Origin of the sequence: Pseudomonas sp. Yb2C2 (assembly GCF_052112325.1) — a bacterium.
Classification (GTDB): domain Bacteria; phylum Pseudomonadota; class Gammaproteobacteria; order Pseudomonadales; family Pseudomonadaceae; genus Aquipseudomonas; species Aquipseudomonas marginalis.
This window is the reverse complement of sequence record NZ_JAVAJK010000001.1, coordinates 268,205-287,589: the sequence shown is the minus strand read 5'-3', so window position 1 is coordinate 287,589 and position 19,385 is coordinate 268,205. Positions and strand designations below refer to the sequence as shown.

The window sequence follows — 19,385 nt, the reverse complement described above, 5'->3', positions numbered from 1 at the left end:
CTCAGCGCGCCCGTGCCAGATCACGTAGGAACTGCAAGGCGTCGGTCGCCAGCGGTTGATACTGATTGAGAATGTCGGCCAGGCCGACCCAGAAAATCCCCATGCCCAGCACCAGGGTCAAGGGGAAACCAATGGAGAAAATGTTCAGCTGTGGCGCCGCGCGGGTCATGACGCCAAACGCGATGTTGACCACCAGCAAGGCCGTGATCGCCGGCAGTACCAGCAACAGCGAGGCACCGAGCACCCAACTGAGACGCCCCACCAGCTCCCAGAAGTGATTGACCACCAGCCCGGAGCCTACCGGCAAGGTGGTGAAGCTTTCGGTCAACACCTCGAACACCACCAGGTGGCCGTTCATGGCCAGGAACAACAAGGTCACCAGCATGGTCAGGAACTGCCCGATCACCGCCGCCGATACGCCGTTGGTGGGGTCGACCATGGACGCGAAGCCCATGCCCATCTGGATCGAGATGATCTGCCCGGCGATCACGAACGCCTGGAAGAACAGTTGCAGCGAAAAGCCCAGCAGCGAGCCGATCAGGATCTGCTCGGCAATCAGCATCAAGGCACTGAGGTCGAGTGCGTTGACCGGGGGCATCGGCGGCAGGCCAGGCACGAGCACCACGGTGATCGCCACGGCGAAATACAGGCGGATGCGGCGCGGCACCAGGGTAGTACCGAACACCGGCATGCTCATCAGCACCGCCGTCACCCGGAACAACGGCAGGATGAACGAGGCCACCCACGTGCTGATCTGGGTGTCGGTCAATGCCAGCAAGGACTGCATCGGGTCAGCCGATCAACTGCGGAATACTGCCGTACAGCTGCAGGATGTATTCCATGAAGGTTTGCACCAGCCACGGGCCGGCGACAATCAGGGTGATCAGCATCACCAGCAGGCGCGGCAGGAAACTCAAGGTCTGTTCGTTGATCTGGGTCGCGGCCTGGAACATCGCCACCAGCAGGCCCACCAACAGGCTCGGCACCACCAGCACGGCAACCATCACGGTGGTCAGCCACAGTGCTTCACGGAACAGGTCGACGGCGACTTCTGGGGTCATGCTGCTTCACCTAACACATCACACCCCTCCGAAACTGCCGGCCAACGTGCCGATAATCAGCGCCCAGCCGTCCACCAGCACAAACAGCATGATCTTGAACGGCAATGAAATAATCAGCGGCGACAGCATCATCATCCCCATGGCCATCAGCACGCTCGCCACCACCAGGTCGATGATCAGGAACGGGATAAAGATCATGAAGCCGATCTGGAATGCGGTCTTCAGTTCCGAGGTGACGAACGCCGGTACCAGGATGGTCAGCGGCGCCTGGTCCGGGGTCGCGATGTCGGTACGCTTGGACAGGCGCATGAACAGCTCAAGGTCGCTGGAGCGGGTCTGCGACAGCATGAAATCCTTGATCGGCCCTTGCGCCCGGTCAATCGCAACCTGGGCCGTGATGGTCTCGGCCAGGTACGGCTGCAGGGCTTGCTGGTTCACCTTGTCGAACACCGGCGCCATGATGAACAGCGTCAAGAACAATGCCATGCCGGTGAGGATCTGGTTCGACGGCGTCTGCTGCAGGCCCAGGGCCTGACGCAGGATCGAGAACACGATGATGATCCGCGTGAAGCTGGTCATCAGCATGACAAACGCCGGGATAAAGCTCAGCGCAGTCATGATCAGCAGGATCTGCAGGCTGACCGAATACTCCTGGGCCCCCGCCGCGTTGGTACCCAGCGTAATCGCCGGGATCGACAACGGGTCGGCGGCCAGCGCCAATGGCGCGGCCAGCAACAGCATGAGCGTCAATAAAACGCGCATTACTTCTTATCCTTCTGATCCTTGCCCAGCAATTCCATCAGGCGCTGGGCGAATTCTGGCGTGGCGGGCTGGGATTGGGTGGTTGGCACCGGGGTCTTGAGCACATGCAGCGGCGTGATTCGGCCGGGGGTAATGCCCAGCAGGATCTGTTCCTCGCCCACTTGCACCAGCACCAGCCGGTCACGCGGGCCGAGGGCGCGCGAGCCGATCATTTCGATGACCTGGGCATTGCCCGGGCCGATGCTCTGCACACGACGCATCAGCCAGGCCAACACGAAGATCAAGCCGACCACCAGCAACAGGCCCAGCACCAGCTGCGTCAGTTGCCCGCCAACGCTGCCGCCGACGGGCGCAGCGGCAACTTGGGCCGCCGGCTCCGCCGCCCACGCCACCAATGGCAGCGCGGCGAACAGTCCCACCATCAGCCGTTTCATATCAGCGCAACTTCTTGATGCGTTCGCTTGGGCTGATCACGTCGGTCAGGCGGATGCCGAACTTTTCGTTGACCACCACCACTTCGCCGTGGGCGATCAGGGTGCCGTTGACCAGCACGTCCAGCGGCTCACCGGCCAGGCGATCCAGCTCGATCACCGAGCCCTGGTTGAGTTGCAGCAGGTTGCGGATGTTGATGTCGGTACTGCCCACTTCCATGGAGATCGACACCGGGATGTCGAGGATCACGTCCAGGTTCGGCCCATCGAGGGTCACCGGGTCGTTGTTCTTCGGCACGCTGCCGAACTCTTCCATGGGCAGGCGATTACCCGCTGGTGCTGTGGCGGCATCAGCGGCCAGCAGTGCGTCGATATCATCCTGGCCAACATCGCCGGTCTCTTCCAGGGCCGCAGCCCACTCGTCAGCCAGGGCCTGGTCTTCGGCGGAAGTGTTTTCGTGTTCGGTAGCCATTACATGTCCTCGGCGGAGCAAACATTCATAAATAGGGATCAGCGACGGTTGATCGGCTCAACCACTTGCAAAGCGAGGTTGCCCTTGTGGGACCCCAGCTTGACCTTGAACGACGGCACGCCGTTGGCGCGCATGATCATTTCGTTCGGCAATTCGACCGGGATAATGTCCCCCGGCTGCATGTGCAAAATATCCCGCAGGCGCAACTGGCGCCGGGCCACGGTGGCGCTCAGCGGCACGTCGACATCCAGCAGGTCTTCGCGCAGGGCCTTGACCCAGCGTTCGTCCTGGTCGTCCAGGTCGGACTGGAAGCCGGCGTCGAGCATTTCGCGCACCGGCTCGATCATCGAGTACGGCATGGTCACGTGCAGGTCGCCGCCACCGCCATCGAGCTCGATGTGGAACGTGGACACCACAATGGCCTCGCTCGGCCCGACGATGTTGGCCATGGCCGGGTTCACTTCCGAGTTGATGTACTCGAAATTGACTTCCATGATCGCCTGCCAGGCTTCCTTCAAGTCAATGAAGGCCTGTTCCAGCACCATGCGCACCACGCGCAATTCGGTAGGGGTGAATTCACGGCCCTCGATCTTGGCGTGACGGCCGTCACCGCCGAAGAAGTTGTCCACCAGCTTGAACACCAGCTTGGCGTCGAGGATGAACAGCGCGGTACCGCGCAATGGCTTGATCTTGACCAGGTTGAGGCTGGTGGGCACGTACAGCGAGTGCACGTACTCGCCGAACTTCATCACCTGCACGCCGCCCACCGCCACGTCCGCCGAGCGGCGCAGCATGTTGAACATGCTGATCCGGGTGTAACGGGCGAAACGTTCGTTGATCATCTCAAGGGTCGGCATGCGTCCACGGACGATGCGATCCTGGCTGGTCAGGTCATAACTTTTGACGCTGCCGGGCTCGGCAGCCATTTCAGTCTGTACCAGACCGTCGTCGACGCCATGCAACAGCGCGTCGATTTCATCCTGGGACAGCAGGTCCTGCACGGCCATGGGGTGATCCTACTGCAATACGAAATTAGTGAAGAGCGCCTGCTCGATCACGACTTTGCCGAGTTCCTTCTGGGCCACTTCCTGCACGCTGGCAGTGACCTTCTGGCGCAGCATTTCCTGGCCCACCGGGGTGGCCAGGGTGTCGAAACTCTGCCCGGAAAACAGCATCACCAGGTTGTTGCGGATCACGGGCATATGCACCTTGAGGGCATCCAGGTCCGACTGGTTACGCGCCAGCAAAGTGATGCTCACCTGCAGGTAGCGTTGACGACCGTTCTGATTGAAGTTGGCGACAAAGGCCGGAAGCATCGGCTCGAAGATTGCCGGTTGCTTGGCGTTAGTGGCGGTTTCGGCGGCAGGTGCCGGCTTGCTGGCACTGCTGTGCATGATGTACCAGGTGCCGCCCACCGAGGCGCCGATGGCCAGGAGCAGGCCCACGACAATCATCAGGATAAGCTTGAGCTTGCCTTTGCCTGCGGGTGCGGGTGCTTTTGCTGCGTCGTCGCTCTTCGCCATGCCAATAATCCGTCACTATTCGGGGATTCATAGATCTACGGAAAGGCAAGAGCAAGTGTTATGCCAGAGTTGTCTGGCTGGACACAGACAAGGGAATGCCGCAAAAAAAATGTGGAAGCGGGGGCTGTGGTGGGTGGGCTTGTTCACCGACAATGGGACTGCTGCGCAGTCCAGCGCGGGGCAAGCCCGCTCACCACAGCAAGCCCACCCACCACAGCAAGCCAGCTCCCACATTTTGTCCTATGCCAGACTTACATCAGGCGTAGTAATCGACGGCGCTGGAGCCGATCACCGTCGAAGTCACGGGCGCCACGGCTTCGGCCACTTCAATGTGGCTGCCGCTGTCGCCGCTGTCGCCACCCCGCCCGCTACGACTAACGCCCCCCGTCTGCGCCTGCTGTTGCTGCTGCTCCTGGCCACGGGACTGGTCGGACACGTTCACATCCACCTGCCCCATGCCCTGCTGGGCGAACATCTCGCGCAAGCGACCGGACTGGCTTTCCAGGGCTTCACGCACCACCGGGTGGGCGCTCATGAAGTTGACCTGGGCCTGCTGGTCGGCGGTCATGTTGACCTTGATGTCCAGGCGCCCGAGCTCAGCCGGCTGCAACTGGATCTCCGCCGACTTGAGGTTGGCGCTGGAGAGGTACATCACACGGTTGACGATCTCGTCGGTCCAGCCGCTCTGATGCATGGCCAGCGGCGCATTCGTCACCGGCGGCAAGGCATTCGCGGTTTTCGGCGTGGCCGCCTGGGTCAATGCGGCCAGGCGGTTGGCGAAGTCATCGACGCGGGTGTCGCTGCTGGCCTCCTTCAAGTCCTTGAGGCCGCCTTCGATCAAGCCGCTGAAGGCCTTATCGCCACCCTGGTCCGTACTGTCCTTGGTGGCTTGCTGGTCGACCATGGTGGCCAGGCCAGCGGCAAAGTTCTGGGCGGCGGTTGGCTGGTCCTGGGTGGTCGTCGGGGCAGTTTTGGCCGGTGCCTGGCTGCTGGCCGACACGTGCCCGCCCTGCTCCATTGCCAGGCGTACGGCCGGCATGGCGTCCAGGGGATCGGCCTCAGGGTCGAAGGCCGGCGTGGCGTCCTCGGTCGCTGCGATTGGCGCCGCAACCACGGGTGCGGCCTTGTCATCCTTGGCAGCGGCTGCGGGGGCCGGGGTTTCCACCGGCACCGGCACCACCACCGGGGTGACCGTGGCAATCAATGCCGGGTCGACCACCGGGTCCACCGCAGGCTGCTGCGCCAGGGCCGGATCCACAGGTGCAGCGTCATCCTTGCTGGCAGTGTCGTCGGACGATGCCGCAGGCTTGGCAGGCAAGGTATTGCCGCTATCGGCAACCGCTGGCGTGGCGGCGGCAGGTTTGTCGTTGCCCGCCGCAGGCTTGGCGCTGGCATCGACAGGCTTGTCCCGCGTGGGCTTGGCCGAGTTGTCATCAGCCTTGACCGTGGGTTTGGAACCCTGGCTGGCGAACACCTGAGCGAAGCCAGGGCCCTTGTCCCGTGGGTCCGCAGCCACTGCCGGTGGATTGACGGCAGGCGCTTGAGGCTTGGCCGCAGGGGCAGCCTGGAGAAGCGAATTCGGGGCGACTGGCATAGGTAAAGGTCTCCACTGCATGGGGATCGGGGATGCAGTATCAGGAGGTAGAGCAAGAGTCGGGCCAGGTTTTCAAACTGATGGAATCAAATCTGGAACCGCTGCCGCTCCGACTCATACATCGGCTTCACCAAGGCAAACTCATGATCGATCTGATCCACCAGCGCCCCCAGGTCCGCCGCGGCCTCGACCGACTCCGCCTCCAAGCGCTGGCACAGGTACGCCAACCGCACTGCGCCGAGGTTGCCACTGCTGCCCTTGAAGCTATGGGCGATACGCCCCAGTGCCTTGGCGTCGTCCCGTGCCTTGCGCAACGCTTCGACGCGTTTTTGGGAATCATCGAGGAAGGTATCGAGCAGCTTGGGGTACTCGCCTTCCATGACCTCCTGCAAACCCGACAACACGTCCGGGTCCATATGAATCTCAGCCACTTGCTCGCTCCTTGATCAAGAATCGGCGGATTATGCCAGAGCCCCCCAGCAAAACTCTACGCAGACACTGCGCCCGCCGTCGGACCAGCGCACCTCGCTGCTGAGTTGACGCACCAGGCTCAGGCCCCGACCGGACAGGCAATCAATGTCCAGCGGCCGGGCCAGCACCTGCTCCACGTCGAACCCTGGCCCACTGTCTTCAACGCGCAGGGTCATCTTGCCGCCCGCCTCGGTGGGCACCACCTGCACATGCACACGCACATAACCACTGTTCAACTGCGCCAGGCGGTCATTGCGCTGGCGATAATACTCGGCAAAGCCCTGGGCATCGCGCTTGAGCCGCGAGTCCAGGCCTAGCACGCCATGTTCCAGCGCATTGGAATACAACTCAGCCATGACGCTGTAGAGCGCCCCGCTCTGCTCGCGCAGCCCCTGGATCTCCAGCAGCAGTTGCAGCAGGTAGGGCAAGGGGTTGTAACGCTTGAGGGTTTCGGCACGAAATTCGAAACTCACCGACCAATCCAACGGGCACGACTGGCCGCTGTCGGCATACAACGGCCCGGTGGCCCGCAGCGGCTGCCCGGGGCGCAGTGTGATTTCCACCATGCTCACATCATCCCGCGTCACACCGCGAAAGGCCGCCAGGGCCTGCTCGATGTCGTCGAAGAGCCGGTCGGGCTCACGGTTGGCGGCAAAGACCTGCTGCAAGCGCTCGACGCCAAACAGCTGGTCGTTGGCGTCGGCGGTGTCCAGCACACCATCGGAGAGCAGGAACACGCGGTCACCCAGCGCCATGGGCCAGACCTCGGTGCGATCATCAAATGCCTCAGCCGACAGCACCCCCAACGGCAAATGCCGCGACTGCAGCGGCGCGCGCTTGCCGCTGGCGACTTCATGCACATAGCCTTCGGGCATGCCGCCGTTCCACACCTCCACCACCCGTCGCTGCGTGCTCAGGCACAGCAGGGTGGCGCAGCAGAACATATCCACCGGCAGGATGCGCTTGAGCTTGGCATTCATCTCCCGCAGGATCTGCGCCAGGCCGTAGCCCTTGGCAGTCATGCCGTAGAACACCTCCGCCAGGGGCATGGCGCCCACCGCCGCCGGCAGGCCATGGCCGGTGAAATCGCCGAGCAGCACGTGCATGTCGCCCGACGGCGTATATGCCGCCAGCAGCAGGTCGCCGTTGAACAGCGCATAAGGCGATTGCAGGTAGCGGATATTCGGCGCCGCGTTGATGCAGCCGGAATGGGCGACTTTATCGAACACCGCCTTGGCCACCCGCTGCTCACGCAACAGGTACTCATGGTGCCTGGCGATCTGGTCGCGCTGCTGCAGCATCGTCGCCTGCAGCCGGCGCAGGCGGTCCATGGCGTTGATCTTGGCCGCCAGGATCAGCTGGTTGTAGGGCTTGGGCAGGAAATCATCGCCGCCGGCATCCAGGCACTCGGCCAGGGCGGCACTTTCGCGCAGGGACGTGAGGAAGATGATCGGCACCAGCTCCTCCCCCGCCAACTGCTTGATCCACCGCGCGGCGGCCAAGCCATCCATCACGGGCATGATCGCGTCCATCAACACCAGTTGCGGACGCTCGCGCGCGAACAGTTCAACGGCCTCCTCGCCATTGGTTGCAGTGAGCACCTGGTGCCCCTGGCGTCGCACAATGGTCGACAGCAACAGCAGGTCGGCGGCACTGTCTTCGGCGATCAGGATCGTCAGCGGCTCAACCGCGGGGGCCAGGGCGCTCAATTGATGTCGAACAATTTGTCGAAGTTGGAGATGGCGAGGATCTTGCGCACATCGGAGTTGGTGTTGATCACCTGAACCTCCGACTCCTCGCCGCCGGCATGGTCCCTCAACAGCAGGAGCATGCCCAGGGCCGAACTGTCCATATAAGTGGTTTCCTTCAGATCGACCACATACGACTCAGGCACCTTGTAGAAACGCTCGTAAGCCTCACGAAACGCCTGGTGGCTGCTGAAATCGAACCGACCCTTGATTGCGATCGTCAACTTCTTCCCGTCCAGGGATACTTCTGACTCGATTGACATGCGACTGCTTCCTTGTCATAGGCATAGACACAAGGTGTAGCAGGCGAATGGGATACCAGCAACACAGCAGATCAAATGTGGGAGACAGGCAACCGTCAGTATTGTGATTGGCGCGGCAGGCGCTGGGACAATTCGTCGAGCAGTTTCTGCTCGCGCTTGTCTTCCAATGCCCGCGCTTCGTCGATGTAGCGCTGCACCAGTTTGCGCAGGCCCTCGACGCGGGCGAAGGCTTGCTGCCAGCTCTCGCGGGCCTTGTCGAGGTTGTTCTGGTGCCAGGCCAGGCTTTGGCGCTGCTGGCCGACGGCCGTCTCCAGCTGATTGAGAAAGCCCTGGTAACCCATCAGCCATTGCCCCGATACACCTTGCGTGCCGCGTTCGATCCATTGCTGCTGGTACTCGCCACGAAAGCGCTCCAGGTCGCCCAGCTTGCTTTCCGCCAAACGCACCTGGCCCTGGAAATACCCCAGGCGCTGGACCGCGGTTTTCTCGGCTTTTTCGGCCATGTCGACCACCGGGGCCAGGCGCGCAGCGCGGCTGTTGGCCATGGCTTAGCCGCCCGGCGCAGGAGCGAAGATCGAACCCAGGTGCGCTTCGCTTTCACCCATGCTGATCTTGTCGTTGAGGCCCTGGCGCAAGTAAGTCACCAACTGCGGTTGCAGGGCGATCGCCAGGTCAGTGTCGCGGTCGCCGCCGGCCACATAGGCGCCGACGCTGATCAAGTCGCGGCTCTGTTGATAACGCGACCACAGCTGCTTGAACTGCTGCGCGCGGGCCATATGCTCCGGCGTGACCACCGCCGGCATGACCCGGCTGATGGACGCTTCGATGTCGATGGCCGGGTAGTGCCCCTCCTCGGCCAGACGCCGCGACAGCACGATGTGGCCGTCGAGCACGCCCCGCGCCGAGTCGGCGATGGGATCCTGCTGGTCATCGCCTTCGGACAATACGGTGTAGAACGCGGTGATCGAGCCGCCACCGGCCTCGGCATTACCGGCGCGCTCCACCAGCTTGGGCAGCTTGGCGAACACCGACGGCGGGTAGCCCTTGGTGGCCGGGGGCTCGCCGATGGCCAGGGCGATTTCCCGCTGGGCTTGGGCGAAACGGGTGAGCGAGTCCATCAGCAACAGGACGTTCTTGCCCTTGTCGCGAAAATATTCGGCGATGCGCGTGCAGTACATGGCCGCGCGCAGACGCATCAACGGTGCATCGTCCGCTGGGGATGCGACCACCACCGAACGCTTGAGGCCTTCTTCGCCGAGGCTGTGTTCGATGAACTCCTTCACCTCGCGGCCCCGCTCGCCGATCAGGCCCACCACGATGATGTCGGCCTCGGTAAAGCGCGTCATCATGCCGAGCAACACCGACTTACCCACACCCGTACCCGCGAACAGGCCCAGACGCTGGCCACGGCCGACCGTCAATAAACCGTTGATGCTGCGAATCCCCACGTCCAGCGGCACGCTGATGGGGTTGCGGTTGAGCGGGTTGATGGTGGGGCCGTCCATCGGCACCCAGTCTTCGGCTTTCATGCCGCCCTTGCCGTCCAGTGCGCGACCGGCGCCGTCCAGCACCCGGCCGAGCATGCTCATGCCCATGGGCAGGCGGCCGGTGTCGGCCAGGGGCACCACGCGGGCGCCGGGGGCGATGCCGGCCAGGCTGCCGACGGGCATGAGGAAAATCTTGTTGCCGGAAAAACCCATCACTTCGGCTTCGACCTGCACCGGATGGTAGCTGTCGTCGTTGATCACCATGCAACGGCTGCCCATGGCGGCGCGCAGGCCCTCGGCTTCGAGGGTCAGGCCGACCATGCGCAACAGACGCCCTTCGAGGATTGGCTGGCCGGGCAATTCGGTGGCCTCGGCATAGCCGCCCAGGCGCTTGGCGAAGCTGGTGCGATCAAGGCGCATCGGGGGCGTCCAGGTCCACGCTCAGGTCCGGCTCGGCCGGGTTCAGCGCCTGCTCGTGTTGTTGATCAAGCAGCTTGGCCATGATCTGGCTGATGCGGGTTTCCACCGTGGCATCGATGCGGCTGTGCTCGGTCTCGACCCGGCAACCGCCGGGCTGCAGCGCCGCATCTTCGACGATGCGCCAGGTTTCTTCATGGCGCTCGCGCATCGCTTTGACCTGTTCGAAGTCCTGCGGGTTGATGTACAGCCGCACATTGCCGACGCCCAGGGGCAGCAACTTGAGGGCTTCGCGCATCACGCTTTCGATCTGGCTGGAATCCAGCACCAGTTCGCGCTGGATCACCTGGCGGGCGATGTGCTGTACCAGGCCGACCATGGCTTTTTCGATTTGCGAATCCTGCTCGGCGATGGGCGCGAACAGGTTGCCCATCAGGCGCTCCAGGCTGGCCAGCTTGACGCTCAGCGCCGCCTCGGCTTCCTGGCGCACCTTGAGGGTGGTGCTGCGAAAACCGTCTTTCTCGCCAGCGGCAAAGCCTTCGTTGTAGGCCTCCTGACGGATGCTTTCCAACTCTTCCAGGGTCAGTGGCTGGACTTCCTCCAGCGGCACTTCTTCCATTTCCACCGGCGGCTCTTCAACCGGTTCCGGCTCGGGCTCGGGCACATGCGGATCGAAGCTGGGCAACGACCAGATGTCGAACCCACCGACGTCCCGTGCGCGAATCAGATCGCTGGGCGCCTCATCTTTGTTCGACATGGGGAGCGCCTTAGATCATTTCTTCGCCGCCCTTCCCACCGAGAACGATTTCTCCGGCTTCGGCCATACGGCGGGCAATGGTGAGGATTTCTTTCTGGGCGGTTTCCACGTCGCTGACGCGCACCGGCCCCTTGGCTTCCAGGTCGTCGCGCAACAGCTCGGAGGCACGCTTGGACATGTTCTTGAAGATCTTCTCCTTGACGCCTTCGTCCGAGCCCTTGAGGGCCAGTACCAGCACGTCGGAGGACACTTCGCGCAGCAACGCCTGGATGCCACGGTCGTCGACATCGGAGAGGTTGTTGAATACGAACATGAGGTCTTCGATCTGGCCGGACAGGGTGTCGTCGATCTCGCGGATCGAGTCCATCAACTGGCCTTCGACCGAGCTGTCGAGGAAGTTCATGATGTCGGCCGCGCGCTTGATACCACCCAGGGTAGTGCGCGAGGCGTTCGAGTTGCCCGAGAACTGTTTCTCGAGAATCGTGTTGAGTTCCTTCAGGGCCGCCGGCTGCACGGTGTTCAGCGACGACACGCGCAGGATGATGTCCAGGCGCACCTTATGGTCGAAGTGGCCAAGCACTTCACCGGCTTGGTCCGGGTCGAGGTAGGCCACCACGATTGCCTGGATCTGCGGGTGCTCGTAGCGGATCACGTCGGCGACCGCGCGCGGTTCCATCCACTTGAGGCTGTCCAGGCCACTGGTGTTGCCGCCCAGCAGGATGCGGTCGATCAGGCCGTTGGCCTTATCTTCGCCCAGGGCCGAGGTGAGCATCTTGCGGATGTAGCTGTCGGAGCCGACGCCCAGGCTGGTCTGGTCGCCGACGATCTCGACGAACTCGCTCATCACCTGTTCGACTTGCTCGCGGTGCACATTGCGCATTTGCGCCATGGCCACGCCCACCCGCTGGACCTCTTTGGGGCCCATGTGGCGCAGCACTTGGGCGGCGTCGGTTTCCCCCAGGGACAGCAGCAGGACTGCGGCTTTGTCGACCCGGGAGAGCTTGGCAACAGCGGCTCGATCACTCATCTGCGTTAATCCACTCTTTCACGACCTGGGCCACACGGCCCGGGTCTTCTGCTACCAGACTTTTGATTGCGTTCAACTGAGCGTCATAGCCTTCGCTCGGGCTCGGCAACAGAATGCTTTGCGGGCCGCCGAGGCTGACGCGGTCGTTGGCCAGTTCGCCGTCCAGGCCGCCCATGCCACCCAACTCGACATCGCTGCCACCGAAGGCCGCCAGTTGTTTCTTGCCGTTGCCGGTGATGTTGTTGAGCACCGGGCGCAGCACACCGAACACCAGCACCAGGATGAACAACACACCCAGCACTTGCTTGACGATGTCCCAGAACCACGGCTGGGTGTAGAACGCCGCTTCGGCGATCACTTCGCCACGCTCGGCGGAGAACGGCATGTTGATTACGCTGACGCTGTCACCCCGACTGGCGTCAAAACCAACGGCGTCCTGCACCAGGCGTGTGAAGCGCGCCAATTCGTCGGCGCTCCACGGTGCACGTGTTACGGCACCGTCAGCGGCGTTGACCTTGACCTGGTCATCCACCACCACCGACACCGACAGGCGATTGACGCGACCCTGCTGCTGCTTGGTGTGGCTGATGGAACGGTCGAGTTCGAAGTTCTTGGTGGACTGGTTACGCTTGTCCGCCGGGTACGGCGCGAGCATCGGCTGGCCGGTGGCCGGGTCCATGATCTGCTGGCCGTTGGCATCCAACAGTGGCTGGCCAGGCTGGATCGCGCCCGCGGTGGCTGCGGCGCCACCGGTGGTTTGCGGCGCCGAGGCCGGGGCCGGCGGCTGGTTGCTCAGGGCACCCGGCACACCTTGCGGGCCATTGCTGGCGGTGCGTTGTTCGCTGGTCGATTGCTCACTGCGCAGGGCCGGTTGGTCCGGGTTGAACTGCTCGGAGGTCGACTCGACGGCGCTGAAGTCCACGTCGGCAGACACTTCCGCCTTGTAGCGGTCATTGCCCAGCACCGGTTGCAGGATGTTGTGCACACGCTGGGTGAGCATGCTTTCCATGCGGCGGCTGTAGTCGAACTGTTTGCCGGCCTGGGTCAGCGCGGAGTTTTCGGCCATGTCGGACAGCAGGTTGCCCTTCTGGTCGACCACGGTGATCTGCGACTTGCTCAGTTCGGGAACGCTGGTAGCCACCAGGTTGATGATCGCCAGGACCTGGCCAGGCTCCAGGGAGCGGCCGGAAAACAGTTCGACCAGTACCGAAGCACTTGGCTTGCGCTCGTCGCGCACAAACACCGAGCTTTTCGGGATCGCCAGGTGCACGCGGGCACCCTTGACGTTGTTCAGGCTGGAAATGGTGCGCGCCAGCTCGCCTTCAAGGCCACGACGGTAGCGGGTGGCTTCCATGAACTGGCTGGTCCCCAGGCCCTGGTCCTTGTCGAGGATCTCGAAACCGATATTGCTGTCGGACGGGGTCACGCCGGCGGCGGCCAGCTTCATGCGCGCACGAGCCACATCGTCGGCCTTGACCAGCAACGCGCCGGAGTTGGGCTCCACGGTGTAGGCGATGTCGGCGGCGGCAAGGGTTTCCATGATCTGCTTGGAATCCATACCCGCCAGGCTGCCGTACAACGGCCGGTAATCGGGTTGCTGCGACCACAACACCACGGCAAAACCAATCGCCACGCTGGCAGCCAGGCCGACCATCAGGCCCACCTGACGCAGCATGGTCATTTCCGAGAGGTTTTCCAGGAACGACAGGCCAAACAGCGGCGGCTTGCCGTCTGTCTTGGCGGGTACGTTGTCGGAGACTGCTTCTGCCATGACTTAAATCTCGCCCTTAAACCGGCATCTGCATGATGTCTTGATAGGCCTGAACCAGCTTGTTACGCACTTGGGTCAGGGCCTGGAAGGAGACGCTGGCCTTTTGCGAGGCGACCATCACATCGGTGAGGTCCACGCCGCTTTTGCCGATTTCGAACGCAGTGGCCAACTGGCTGGAAGCTTGCTGGGTGTCACTGACTTTGTTGATGGCCTGGCCGAGCATGTCGGCGAAGCTGCTTTGGCCCAATTCCGGCGCTGGCGCGACGGATTTCGGTTGAGCCATGGCATCCATCTGCATGGCGCGCATATCCAACATCAACCGATTGAACTCAATACCCTGGCTCATGACCTTCTCTCTCCAACCTGCAATTTTTTGACACTACGCAGCGATTACTAGGGGAGGTAGCAACAAGGGTGCCAGATCCGCATCAACTCGTAAGAAAAGGCGACAAACCTTGTCGACCTTCTTACCGGTTACGTGGCGAATAGATACGCTTCCACATCCATTCCGGCGTCACGCATCTGCGCCAGCTTGTAGCGCAGGGTGCGCGGGCTGATGCCCAGGCGCTCCGCGGCCTCTTTGCGTCGGCCGCGCTCGGCGCGCAGGGTGTCGATGATCATCTGGAATTCGCGGCGACGCAGGTCGTCGCCCAGGGCACCGGCAGACTCAGCCTCTGCAACCACCGGCGCAGGCGCCAACGAGGGCAATGGCGCCGCACCACTGCCCATGGCCAGGCAGAAATCCTGGGGCTGGATCAAGCCGCCTTGCTGCAGGATCAGGGCGCGCTGGATGGCGTTATCTAATTCCCGCACGTTGCCGGGCCATGGATAACTCACCAGGCAGGCCTGGGCTTGCGCCGACAGCCGCGCCTGGGCGTGCTTCATTTTTTTGACGTGGTTGTTCAGCAGGCGCTCGGCCAGCGGAATGATATCTGCCGGGCGTTCACGCAGCGGGCGCCAGGCCAGGGGGAACACCGAAAGCCGATAGAACAGGTCTTCCCGGAAGCGCCCCGCTGCCACTTCGCCGGCGAGGTCCCGGTTGGTGGTGGCGACCACACGGATGTCCAACTGGATCGGCTTGCGCGCGCCAACCCGCTCCACTTCCCGCTCTTGCAGCACCCGCAGCAACTTGGCTTGCAGGCCCAGGGGCATTTCCGAGATTTCATCCAGCAAAATGGTGCCGCCATCGGCCTGTTCGAACTTGCCCGCCTGGGCCGCGATGGCACCGGTGAACGAACCTTTCTCATGACCGAACAGGGTGGCTTCAAGCATGTTGTCGGGGATCGCCGCGCAGTTGATGGCGATAAACGGTTGCTGGGCGCGGGTCGACTGCTGGTGGATATAACGCGCCAGCACCTCTTTACCGGTGCCGGACTCGCCGGAGATCAGCACGGTGGAATCACTGCGCGCCACACGGGCCGCCAACTCAAGCAATTGTGCACTGGCCGGCTCGAAGGCGATCGGGCCCTCGCCTTCGTTGGCCGGGATCACCCCCAGGGCGTGGCGCGCCACCAGTTCGATCAGGGCTTTAGGCTCGAAAGGCTTGACCAGGTAATCCGCGGCGCCCTGGCGCATCGCGTCCACGGCACGCTCCACCGCACCATGGGCGGTCATCAGCAGCACCGGCAGTTGCGGCTGACGCGCACGCAAGAGACCGAGCAACTGATGGCCGTCCATGCCGGGCATGTTCACGTCGCTGACCACCAGGCTGAAGGCTTCCTGCTCCACCGCGTCCAAGGCGTCCTCGGCAGAACCGACCGCCCGATAGTCATGGCCCGCCAACAACAGCGTGTCAGCCAATGCTTCACGCAGGGCGCGATCGTCTTCCACCAACAAAACCTTGATAGCCATATCCTTACTCCGCGCTTGCCGCGCATGAAAACAGCGGCAAGGTCATCAATGCACAGGTGCCACGCCCAACGCGGGAATGCAGCTGCAATTCTCCCTGATGGGCACGCGCCACCGCCTTGACCACGGTCAGGCCCAGGCCGGTACCGTTGGTCTTGGTGGTGAAAAAGGGTTCACCCAGGCGCTTGAGCACCACCGGGTCGATACCGCTGCCGCTGTCGCTGATGCACAGGCGCAGGGTTTGCTCGCGGCTGTACAGGTGCACCTTGAGCCGCGCGCCGGGGCCGCTGGCCTGGGTGGCGTTTTCGATCAGGTTGAGCAGCGAGCCCACCAGGGTGTCGCGGTTGCAGAGCAGCTCGCCGAGGTGACTGTCGCACTGCCAACGCACGTGCACGTCCTGGATATGGGCAGCGGCCGCCGCTTGCAGGGCCTGCATCAGTTGGGCCGGCGTCACGCGGTCGGTCAGCGGCAATTCGCCGCGGGCAAACACCAGCATGTCGCGGACCTGGTGCTCCAACTCATGCAGACGCTCCTTCAGGCGCCCGGCAAAGCGCTGGTGCGTGGCGGCGGGCAATTGCTCATCAGTCAAATGACTGGCGTAGATCAACGCGGCCGACAACGGCGTACGGATCTGATGCGCCAACGAAGCGACCATCCGCCCCAACGAGGACAAACGCTCATGGCGCGCCAACTGGTCTTGCAGATGACGGGTTTCAGTCAGGTCGTTAAGCAGCACCAACTGGCCCGGCTCCGCATCCAGGGAACGGGTGGCGATGGACAGGCGGCGCCCGTCCTTCAGGGAGATTTCGTGGCCATCGTCCTCACGCGGCGCAAAGCAGCGGGTGATGACATGGCGCCACAGCTCGCCTTCCAGCGGCAGGCCGAGCATGTCGCAGGCCGCCGGGTTGGCTTCACGCACGCGGCCCTCTTCATCGATGACGATCACGCCACCGGGCAACAGCGACAACAGGTTTTGCAAACGGTTGGCCAGGCGCTCTTTTTCGGCCAACTCTTCCATGCGCTGGGCGCTGACCACGGCCAGTTCGCCTTTCAGCTCGGAGACCCGGGCTTCCAGCAGGCTGTAGGAGTCGGTCAGCTGGCTCGACATCTGGCTGAACTGCGAGAACGCCTGCTCAAGACCCTGGCGGGTCGGCGGCTCGACAGGCGGAACCAGCCCCTGGATGGCAGGGGCCGAAGATAGTTGGGCGGCGTGGGGCATGATGCTCTCTCGCTTGGCTGACCGTCAGTTAAACGGAACGTTGCGAGGGCTGTAGCAATAGTTGTGCCGAAAAAAAACCGCTGAAATATCAGCGGCTTGGAAAACAGGCGTCAATCATCTGCCTGTTCATCACCTTCTTTGCGGCTCATTCCGTACTTGCGCATCTTCTCCACCAGGGTGGTTCGACGGATGCGCAGGCGCTCGGCGGCACGGGCGACGATGCCGTTGGCGTCGTCCAGGGCCTGCTGGATCAGCCCCTGCTCGAGGTTACCGAGGTAGTCTTTCAAGTCCAGGCCTTCGGGCGGCAGCATGGCGGTGGAGCCGAAGTCCGGGGTGTGGCCGTTGATGGCAACCCGTTCTTCCATGTCGCTGCGCAGGCTGTCGACCAGTTGCTCGTCTTCGTCGTCGACGTAGCGGAACTTCTTCGGCAACTCGACCACGCCGATCACACCGTAGGGATGCATGATCGCCATGCGCTCCACCAGGTTGGCCAGTTCACGGACGTTGCCCGGCCAGCCGTGGCGGCACAGGGACATGATCGCGGCCGAGTTGAAGCGGATCGAACCGCGCTTTTCGTGCTCCATGCGCGAGATCAGTTCGTTCATCAGCAACGGGATGTCCTCCACGCGCTCACGCAGCGGGGCCATCTCGATCGGGAATACGTTGAGGCGGTAGTACAGGTCTTCGCGGAAGCTGCCGACCTCGATCATGCTTTCGAGGTTCTTGTGGGTCGCGGCGATGATGCGCACGTCGACGCTCTGGGTCTTGTTGCTGCCCACGCGCTCGAAGGTGCGCTCCTGCAAGACGCGCAGCAGCTTGACCTGCATCGGCAGCGGCATGTCGCCGATTTCGTCGAGGAACAGGGTGCCGCCGTTGGCCAGCTCGAAACGCCCGGCACGGCTGGTGATCGCCCCGGTAAAGGCGCCCTTCTCGTGACCGAATAGTTCGCTTTCAAGCAGCTCTGCCGGGATCGCTCCGCAGTTGACCGGCACAAAAGGCCCGTCGCGGCGCTTGGAGTGGTAGTGCAGGTTGCGCGCGACCACTTCCTTGCCGGTGCCCGACTCGCCGAGGATCAGCACGCTGGCGTCGGTATCGGCCACCTGCTGCATCATCTGGCGCACGTGCTGGATGGCACGGCTGGTGCCGACGAGGCTGCGGAACAGGTTGGGTTCGCGGTGGCGACCGCGCTCGCGGGCCTGGTCGTACATCTCGCGATAGACCTGGGCACGGTGCAGGGAATCGAGCAATTTGCTGTAGCTGGGCGGCATTTCCAGGGTGGAAAGCACACGACGGCGCTGGTCTTCGGGCAGGTCGACAGAAGAAATATCGCCTATTAGCAACACCGGAAGGAACTCATCCCAGGTTGACAGTGTCTTTAACAAGCCCAAAACAGCGCCAGGAGCGTTTACCGTCCCGATCAGCACACAGATGACTTCACGGCTCGATGACAATGAGCTGACTACCTGCTGCCAGTCATGGCTGCCGCAGGGCAGATTTTCTTCGCCAAGAAAATTCAAAATCACCGCTAAATCGCGGCGGCGGACGCTATCGTCATCGATCAGCAGAATTTTGGTTTCACGCCACATGCAATAGCAACTTCCCTAGTAAAACGCTCTGCCCAGTGTAAGGGCAATCGAGACGGCCGTAAGACTTCTTACTTTATAGACGTCTGAAATCTGAAAACAGCACTAGTTAAGTCAAAAAAGCTGGCACGGTCAAATTTATGACGCGCCGTTCGGATTAACTGCGTCTGTTCAGCCGAACAAATGGTAAACCTTTGACGCGTTCTTCGCTTGGTTGATCTGCGACATCTCTTCAAAAATCGCCTGGCGCTCGCCCGTCGTCACCTCAAGCAACTGCTGGTATACCGCCAACAGGCTCTCAAGCTTTTCACGCAACGCATCCTCATCCACCGGCGCTTCGCTGAGCACCTCGTCGATCACGTTGCGACAGCCCATGTCCAGCTCGCCAATGGCGTCCCAGTTACGGTCTGCCAGCGCGCCGATCAGCGCTTCACGGGTTTCATCAATGCGTTGCAGTGCTTGGCTCATGACGTATTCCTCAAGGCCCTCAGGCCCTTCTTTGCTGCGCCTTACTCGGTTGCAGCCTGTGGCGCGGCGATGGCATCCCAGCCTTCTTTCACGGTAATCAGCAAACGGGCGACTTCGTCGATCATGTCGGCATCGTTATGCAGGTTCGCTTCCATCAGGCGGTTAGTCATGTACGCATACAGACTTTCCAACTGCTGGACGTAAGCCGGGTTGTCACTCTTTTCAGCATTCAGGCCGTCGCGCAGGCCGATCACGATATCGATGGCCTTGCCCAGCATCAGGCCCTTCTGGGCGATGTCGCCACGAGCCAGCGCACCCTTGGCCTGGGCCATGCGGTCCAGGCCGCCCTCCATCAGCATCTGCACCAGGCGATGCGGGCTGGCTTCAGAGATCTGGGCATGGGAATTGACCTTCTGGTATTGGCGAAGGGCTCTCATGGGATTCATGTTTCTACCTCGTGACAGGCGACAGCGAAAAGGATTC

22 protein-coding genes are annotated in these 19,385 nt (G+C 62.5%); all 22 read right to left on the bottom strand.

Annotated features, from left to right (window positions below):
• Window position 1 precedes the first annotated feature (1 nt).
• A complete protein-coding gene (gene fliR / locus Q8X51_RS01365) occupies window positions 2–787 on the bottom strand; it encodes a flagellar biosynthetic protein FliR (RefSeq protein ID WP_027603864.1) in 786 nt (261 codons plus the stop codon).
• A 4-nt stretch (window positions 788–791) separates the two neighbouring features.
• A complete protein-coding gene (gene fliQ, locus Q8X51_RS01360) occupies window positions 792–1,061 on the bottom strand; it encodes a flagellar biosynthesis protein FliQ (protein ID WP_027603863.1) in 270 nt (89 codons plus the stop codon).
• A gap of 18 nt (window positions 1,062–1,079) precedes the next feature.
• Window positions 1,080–1,823 carry a flagellar type III secretion system pore protein FliP gene (gene fliP, locus Q8X51_RS01355; protein WP_065924965.1) on the bottom strand — a complete coding sequence of 248 codons (744 nt, stop codon included), beginning with the start codon at window positions 1,821–1,823 and terminating at the stop codon, window positions 1,080–1,082.
• The gene (gene fliO / locus Q8X51_RS01350) at window positions 1,823–2,257 is read right to left on the bottom strand and encodes a flagellar biosynthetic protein FliO (protein WP_065924964.1); all 435 of its coding nucleotides are present in this window, start codon (window positions 2,255–2,257) and stop codon (window positions 1,823–1,825) included. Before fliO ends, fliP begins: the two co-directional genes overlap by 1 nt.
• 1 nt (window position 2,258) lies before the next feature.
• Window positions 2,259–2,726, bottom strand: a complete 468-nt coding sequence (gene fliN / locus Q8X51_RS01345) for a flagellar motor switch protein FliN (protein WP_027603860.1) — start codon at window positions 2,724–2,726, stop codon at window positions 2,259–2,261.
• A gap of 38 nt (window positions 2,727–2,764) precedes the next feature.
• The gene (gene fliM / locus Q8X51_RS01340; protein WP_065924963.1) at window positions 2,765–3,733 is read right to left on the bottom strand and encodes a flagellar motor switch protein FliM; all 969 of its coding nucleotides are present in this window, start codon (window positions 3,731–3,733) and stop codon (window positions 2,765–2,767) included.
• A gap of 9 nt (window positions 3,734–3,742) precedes the next feature.
• Window positions 3,743–4,249, bottom strand: a complete 507-nt coding sequence (gene fliL / locus Q8X51_RS01335; RefSeq protein ID WP_065924962.1) for a flagellar basal body-associated protein FliL — start codon at window positions 4,247–4,249, stop codon at window positions 3,743–3,745.
• A gap of 256 nt (window positions 4,250–4,505) precedes the next feature.
• Window positions 4,506–5,843, bottom strand: coding sequence for a flagellar hook-length control protein FliK (locus Q8X51_RS01330; RefSeq protein WP_407693437.1), 1,338 nt, complete (start codon window positions 5,841–5,843; stop codon window positions 4,506–4,508).
• An 86-nt stretch (window positions 5,844–5,929) separates the two neighbouring features.
• Window positions 5,930–6,274, bottom strand: a complete 345-nt coding sequence (locus Q8X51_RS01325) for an Hpt domain-containing protein (RefSeq protein ID WP_065924960.1) — start codon at window positions 6,272–6,274, stop codon at window positions 5,930–5,932.
• Window positions 6,275–6,304: 30 nt separating this feature from the next.
• The gene (locus tag Q8X51_RS01320; protein WP_407693436.1) at window positions 6,305–8,023 is read right to left on the bottom strand and encodes an ATP-binding SpoIIE family protein phosphatase; all 1,719 of its coding nucleotides are present in this window, start codon (window positions 8,021–8,023) and stop codon (window positions 6,305–6,307) included.
• Window positions 8,020–8,325, bottom strand: coding sequence for an STAS domain-containing protein (locus tag Q8X51_RS01315; RefSeq protein WP_027603854.1), 306 nt, complete (start codon window positions 8,323–8,325; stop codon window positions 8,020–8,022). Before Q8X51_RS01315 ends, Q8X51_RS01320 begins: the two co-directional genes overlap by 4 nt.
• A 95-nt stretch (window positions 8,326–8,420) precedes the next feature.
• Entirely contained in the window at window positions 8,421–8,870 is a 450-nt protein-coding gene (gene fliJ, locus Q8X51_RS01310) for a flagellar export protein FliJ (protein ID WP_027603853.1), read from the bottom strand.
• Window positions 8,871–8,873: 3 nt separating this feature from the next.
• Window positions 8,874–10,232, bottom strand: a complete 1,359-nt coding sequence (gene fliI, locus Q8X51_RS01305) for a flagellar protein export ATPase FliI (RefSeq protein WP_027603852.1) — start codon at window positions 10,230–10,232, stop codon at window positions 8,874–8,876.
• Window positions 10,222–10,986, bottom strand: a complete 765-nt coding sequence (gene fliH, locus Q8X51_RS01300) for a flagellar assembly protein FliH (protein WP_065946827.1) — start codon at window positions 10,984–10,986, stop codon at window positions 10,222–10,224. Before fliH ends, fliI begins: the two co-directional genes overlap by 11 nt.
• A 10-nt stretch (window positions 10,987–10,996) precedes the next feature.
• On the bottom strand, window positions 10,997–12,013 hold the full coding sequence (gene fliG, locus Q8X51_RS01295; protein ID WP_017527617.1) for a flagellar motor switch protein FliG: 1,017 nt from the start codon (window positions 12,011–12,013) through the stop codon (window positions 10,997–10,999).
• On the bottom strand, window positions 12,006–13,784 hold the full coding sequence (fliF, locus tag Q8X51_RS01290; protein WP_065924957.1) for a flagellar basal-body MS-ring/collar protein FliF: 1,779 nt from the start codon (window positions 13,782–13,784) through the stop codon (window positions 12,006–12,008). The genes fliG and fliF overlap by 8 nt, the downstream gene beginning before the upstream one ends.
• Before the next feature lie 16 nt (window positions 13,785–13,800).
• On the bottom strand, window positions 13,801–14,130 hold the full coding sequence (fliE, locus tag Q8X51_RS01285) for a flagellar hook-basal body complex protein FliE (protein WP_005790083.1): 330 nt from the start codon (window positions 14,128–14,130) through the stop codon (window positions 13,801–13,803).
• Window positions 14,131–14,258: 128 nt separating this feature from the next.
• Entirely contained in the window at window positions 14,259–15,635 is a 1,377-nt protein-coding gene (locus Q8X51_RS01280) for a sigma-54-dependent transcriptional regulator (RefSeq protein ID WP_065924956.1), read from the bottom strand.
• Between the two features lie 4 nt (window positions 15,636–15,639).
• On the bottom strand, window positions 15,640–16,851 hold the full coding sequence (locus Q8X51_RS01275) for a sensor histidine kinase (RefSeq protein ID WP_407693435.1): 1,212 nt from the start codon (window positions 16,849–16,851) through the stop codon (window positions 15,640–15,642).
• Between the two features lie 110 nt (window positions 16,852–16,961).
• Window positions 16,962–18,437, bottom strand: coding sequence for a sigma-54 dependent transcriptional regulator (locus Q8X51_RS01270; protein ID WP_027603847.1), 1,476 nt, complete (start codon window positions 18,435–18,437; stop codon window positions 16,962–16,964).
• 168 nt (window positions 18,438–18,605) lie between these two features.
• Window positions 18,606–18,902, bottom strand: a complete 297-nt coding sequence (gene fliT, locus Q8X51_RS01265; RefSeq protein ID WP_027603846.1) for a flagellar protein FliT — start codon at window positions 18,900–18,902, stop codon at window positions 18,606–18,608.
• Between the two features lie 41 nt (window positions 18,903–18,943).
• Window positions 18,944–19,348, bottom strand: coding sequence for a flagellar export chaperone FliS (fliS, locus tag Q8X51_RS01260; RefSeq protein WP_065924954.1), 405 nt, complete (start codon window positions 19,346–19,348; stop codon window positions 18,944–18,946).
• Window positions 19,349–19,385 lie beyond the last annotated feature (37 nt).

Coding starts and splice junctions, on each gene's coding strand:
- fliR (WP_027603864.1), bottom strand. CDS start 787: ATGCAGTCCTTGCTGGCATTGACCGACACCCAGATCAGCACGTGGGTG.
- fliQ (WP_027603863.1), bottom strand. CDS start 1,061: ATGACCCCAGAAGTCGCCGTCGACCTGTTCCGTGAAGCACTGTGGCTG.
- fliP (WP_065924965.1), bottom strand. CDS start 1,823: ATGCGCGTTTTATTGACGCTCATGCTGTTGCTGGCCGCGCCATTGGCG.
- fliO (WP_065924964.1), bottom strand. CDS start 2,257: ATGAAACGGCTGATGGTGGGACTGTTCGCCGCGCTGCCATTGGTGGCG.
- fliN (WP_027603860.1), bottom strand. CDS start 2,726: ATGGCTACCGAACACGAAAACACTTCCGCCGAAGACCAGGCCCTGGCT.
- fliM (WP_065924963.1), bottom strand. CDS start 3,733: ATGGCCGTGCAGGACCTGCTGTCCCAGGATGAAATCGACGCGCTGTTG.
- fliL (WP_065924962.1), bottom strand. CDS start 4,249: ATGGCGAAGAGCGACGACGCAGCAAAAGCACCCGCACCCGCAGGCAAA.
- Q8X51_RS01330 (WP_407693437.1), bottom strand. CDS start 5,843: ATGCCAGTCGCCCCGAATTCGCTTCTCCAGGCTGCCCCTGCGGCCAAG.
- Q8X51_RS01315 (WP_027603854.1), bottom strand. CDS start 8,325: ATGTCAATCGAGTCAGAAGTATCCCTGGACGGGAAGAAGTTGACGATC.
- fliJ (WP_027603853.1), bottom strand. CDS start 8,870: ATGGCCAACAGCCGCGCTGCGCGCCTGGCCCCGGTGGTCGACATGGCC.
- fliI (WP_027603852.1), bottom strand. CDS start 10,232: ATGCGCCTTGATCGCACCAGCTTCGCCAAGCGCCTGGGCGGCTATGCC.
- fliH (WP_065946827.1), bottom strand. CDS start 10,986: ATGTCGAACAAAGATGAGGCGCCCAGCGATCTGATTCGCGCACGGGAC.
- fliG (WP_017527617.1), bottom strand. CDS start 12,013: ATGAGTGATCGAGCCGCTGTTGCCAAGCTCTCCCGGGTCGACAAAGCC.
- fliF (WP_065924957.1), bottom strand. CDS start 13,784: ATGGCAGAAGCAGTCTCCGACAACGTACCCGCCAAGACAGACGGCAAG.
- fliE (WP_005790083.1), bottom strand. CDS start 14,130: ATGAGCCAGGGTATTGAGTTCAATCGGTTGATGTTGGATATGCGCGCC.
- Q8X51_RS01280 (WP_065924956.1), bottom strand. CDS start 15,635: ATGGCTATCAAGGTTTTGTTGGTGGAAGACGATCGCGCCCTGCGTGAA.
- Q8X51_RS01275 (WP_407693435.1), bottom strand. CDS start 16,851: ATGCCCCACGCCGCCCAACTATCTTCGGCCCCTGCCATCCAGGGGCTG.
- Q8X51_RS01270 (WP_027603847.1), bottom strand. CDS start 18,437: ATGTGGCGTGAAACCAAAATTCTGCTGATCGATGACGATAGCGTCCGC.
- fliT (WP_027603846.1), bottom strand. CDS start 18,902: ATGAGCCAAGCACTGCAACGCATTGATGAAACCCGTGAAGCGCTGATC.
- fliS (WP_065924954.1), bottom strand. CDS start 19,348: ATGAATCCCATGAGAGCCCTTCGCCAATACCAGAAGGTCAATTCCCAT.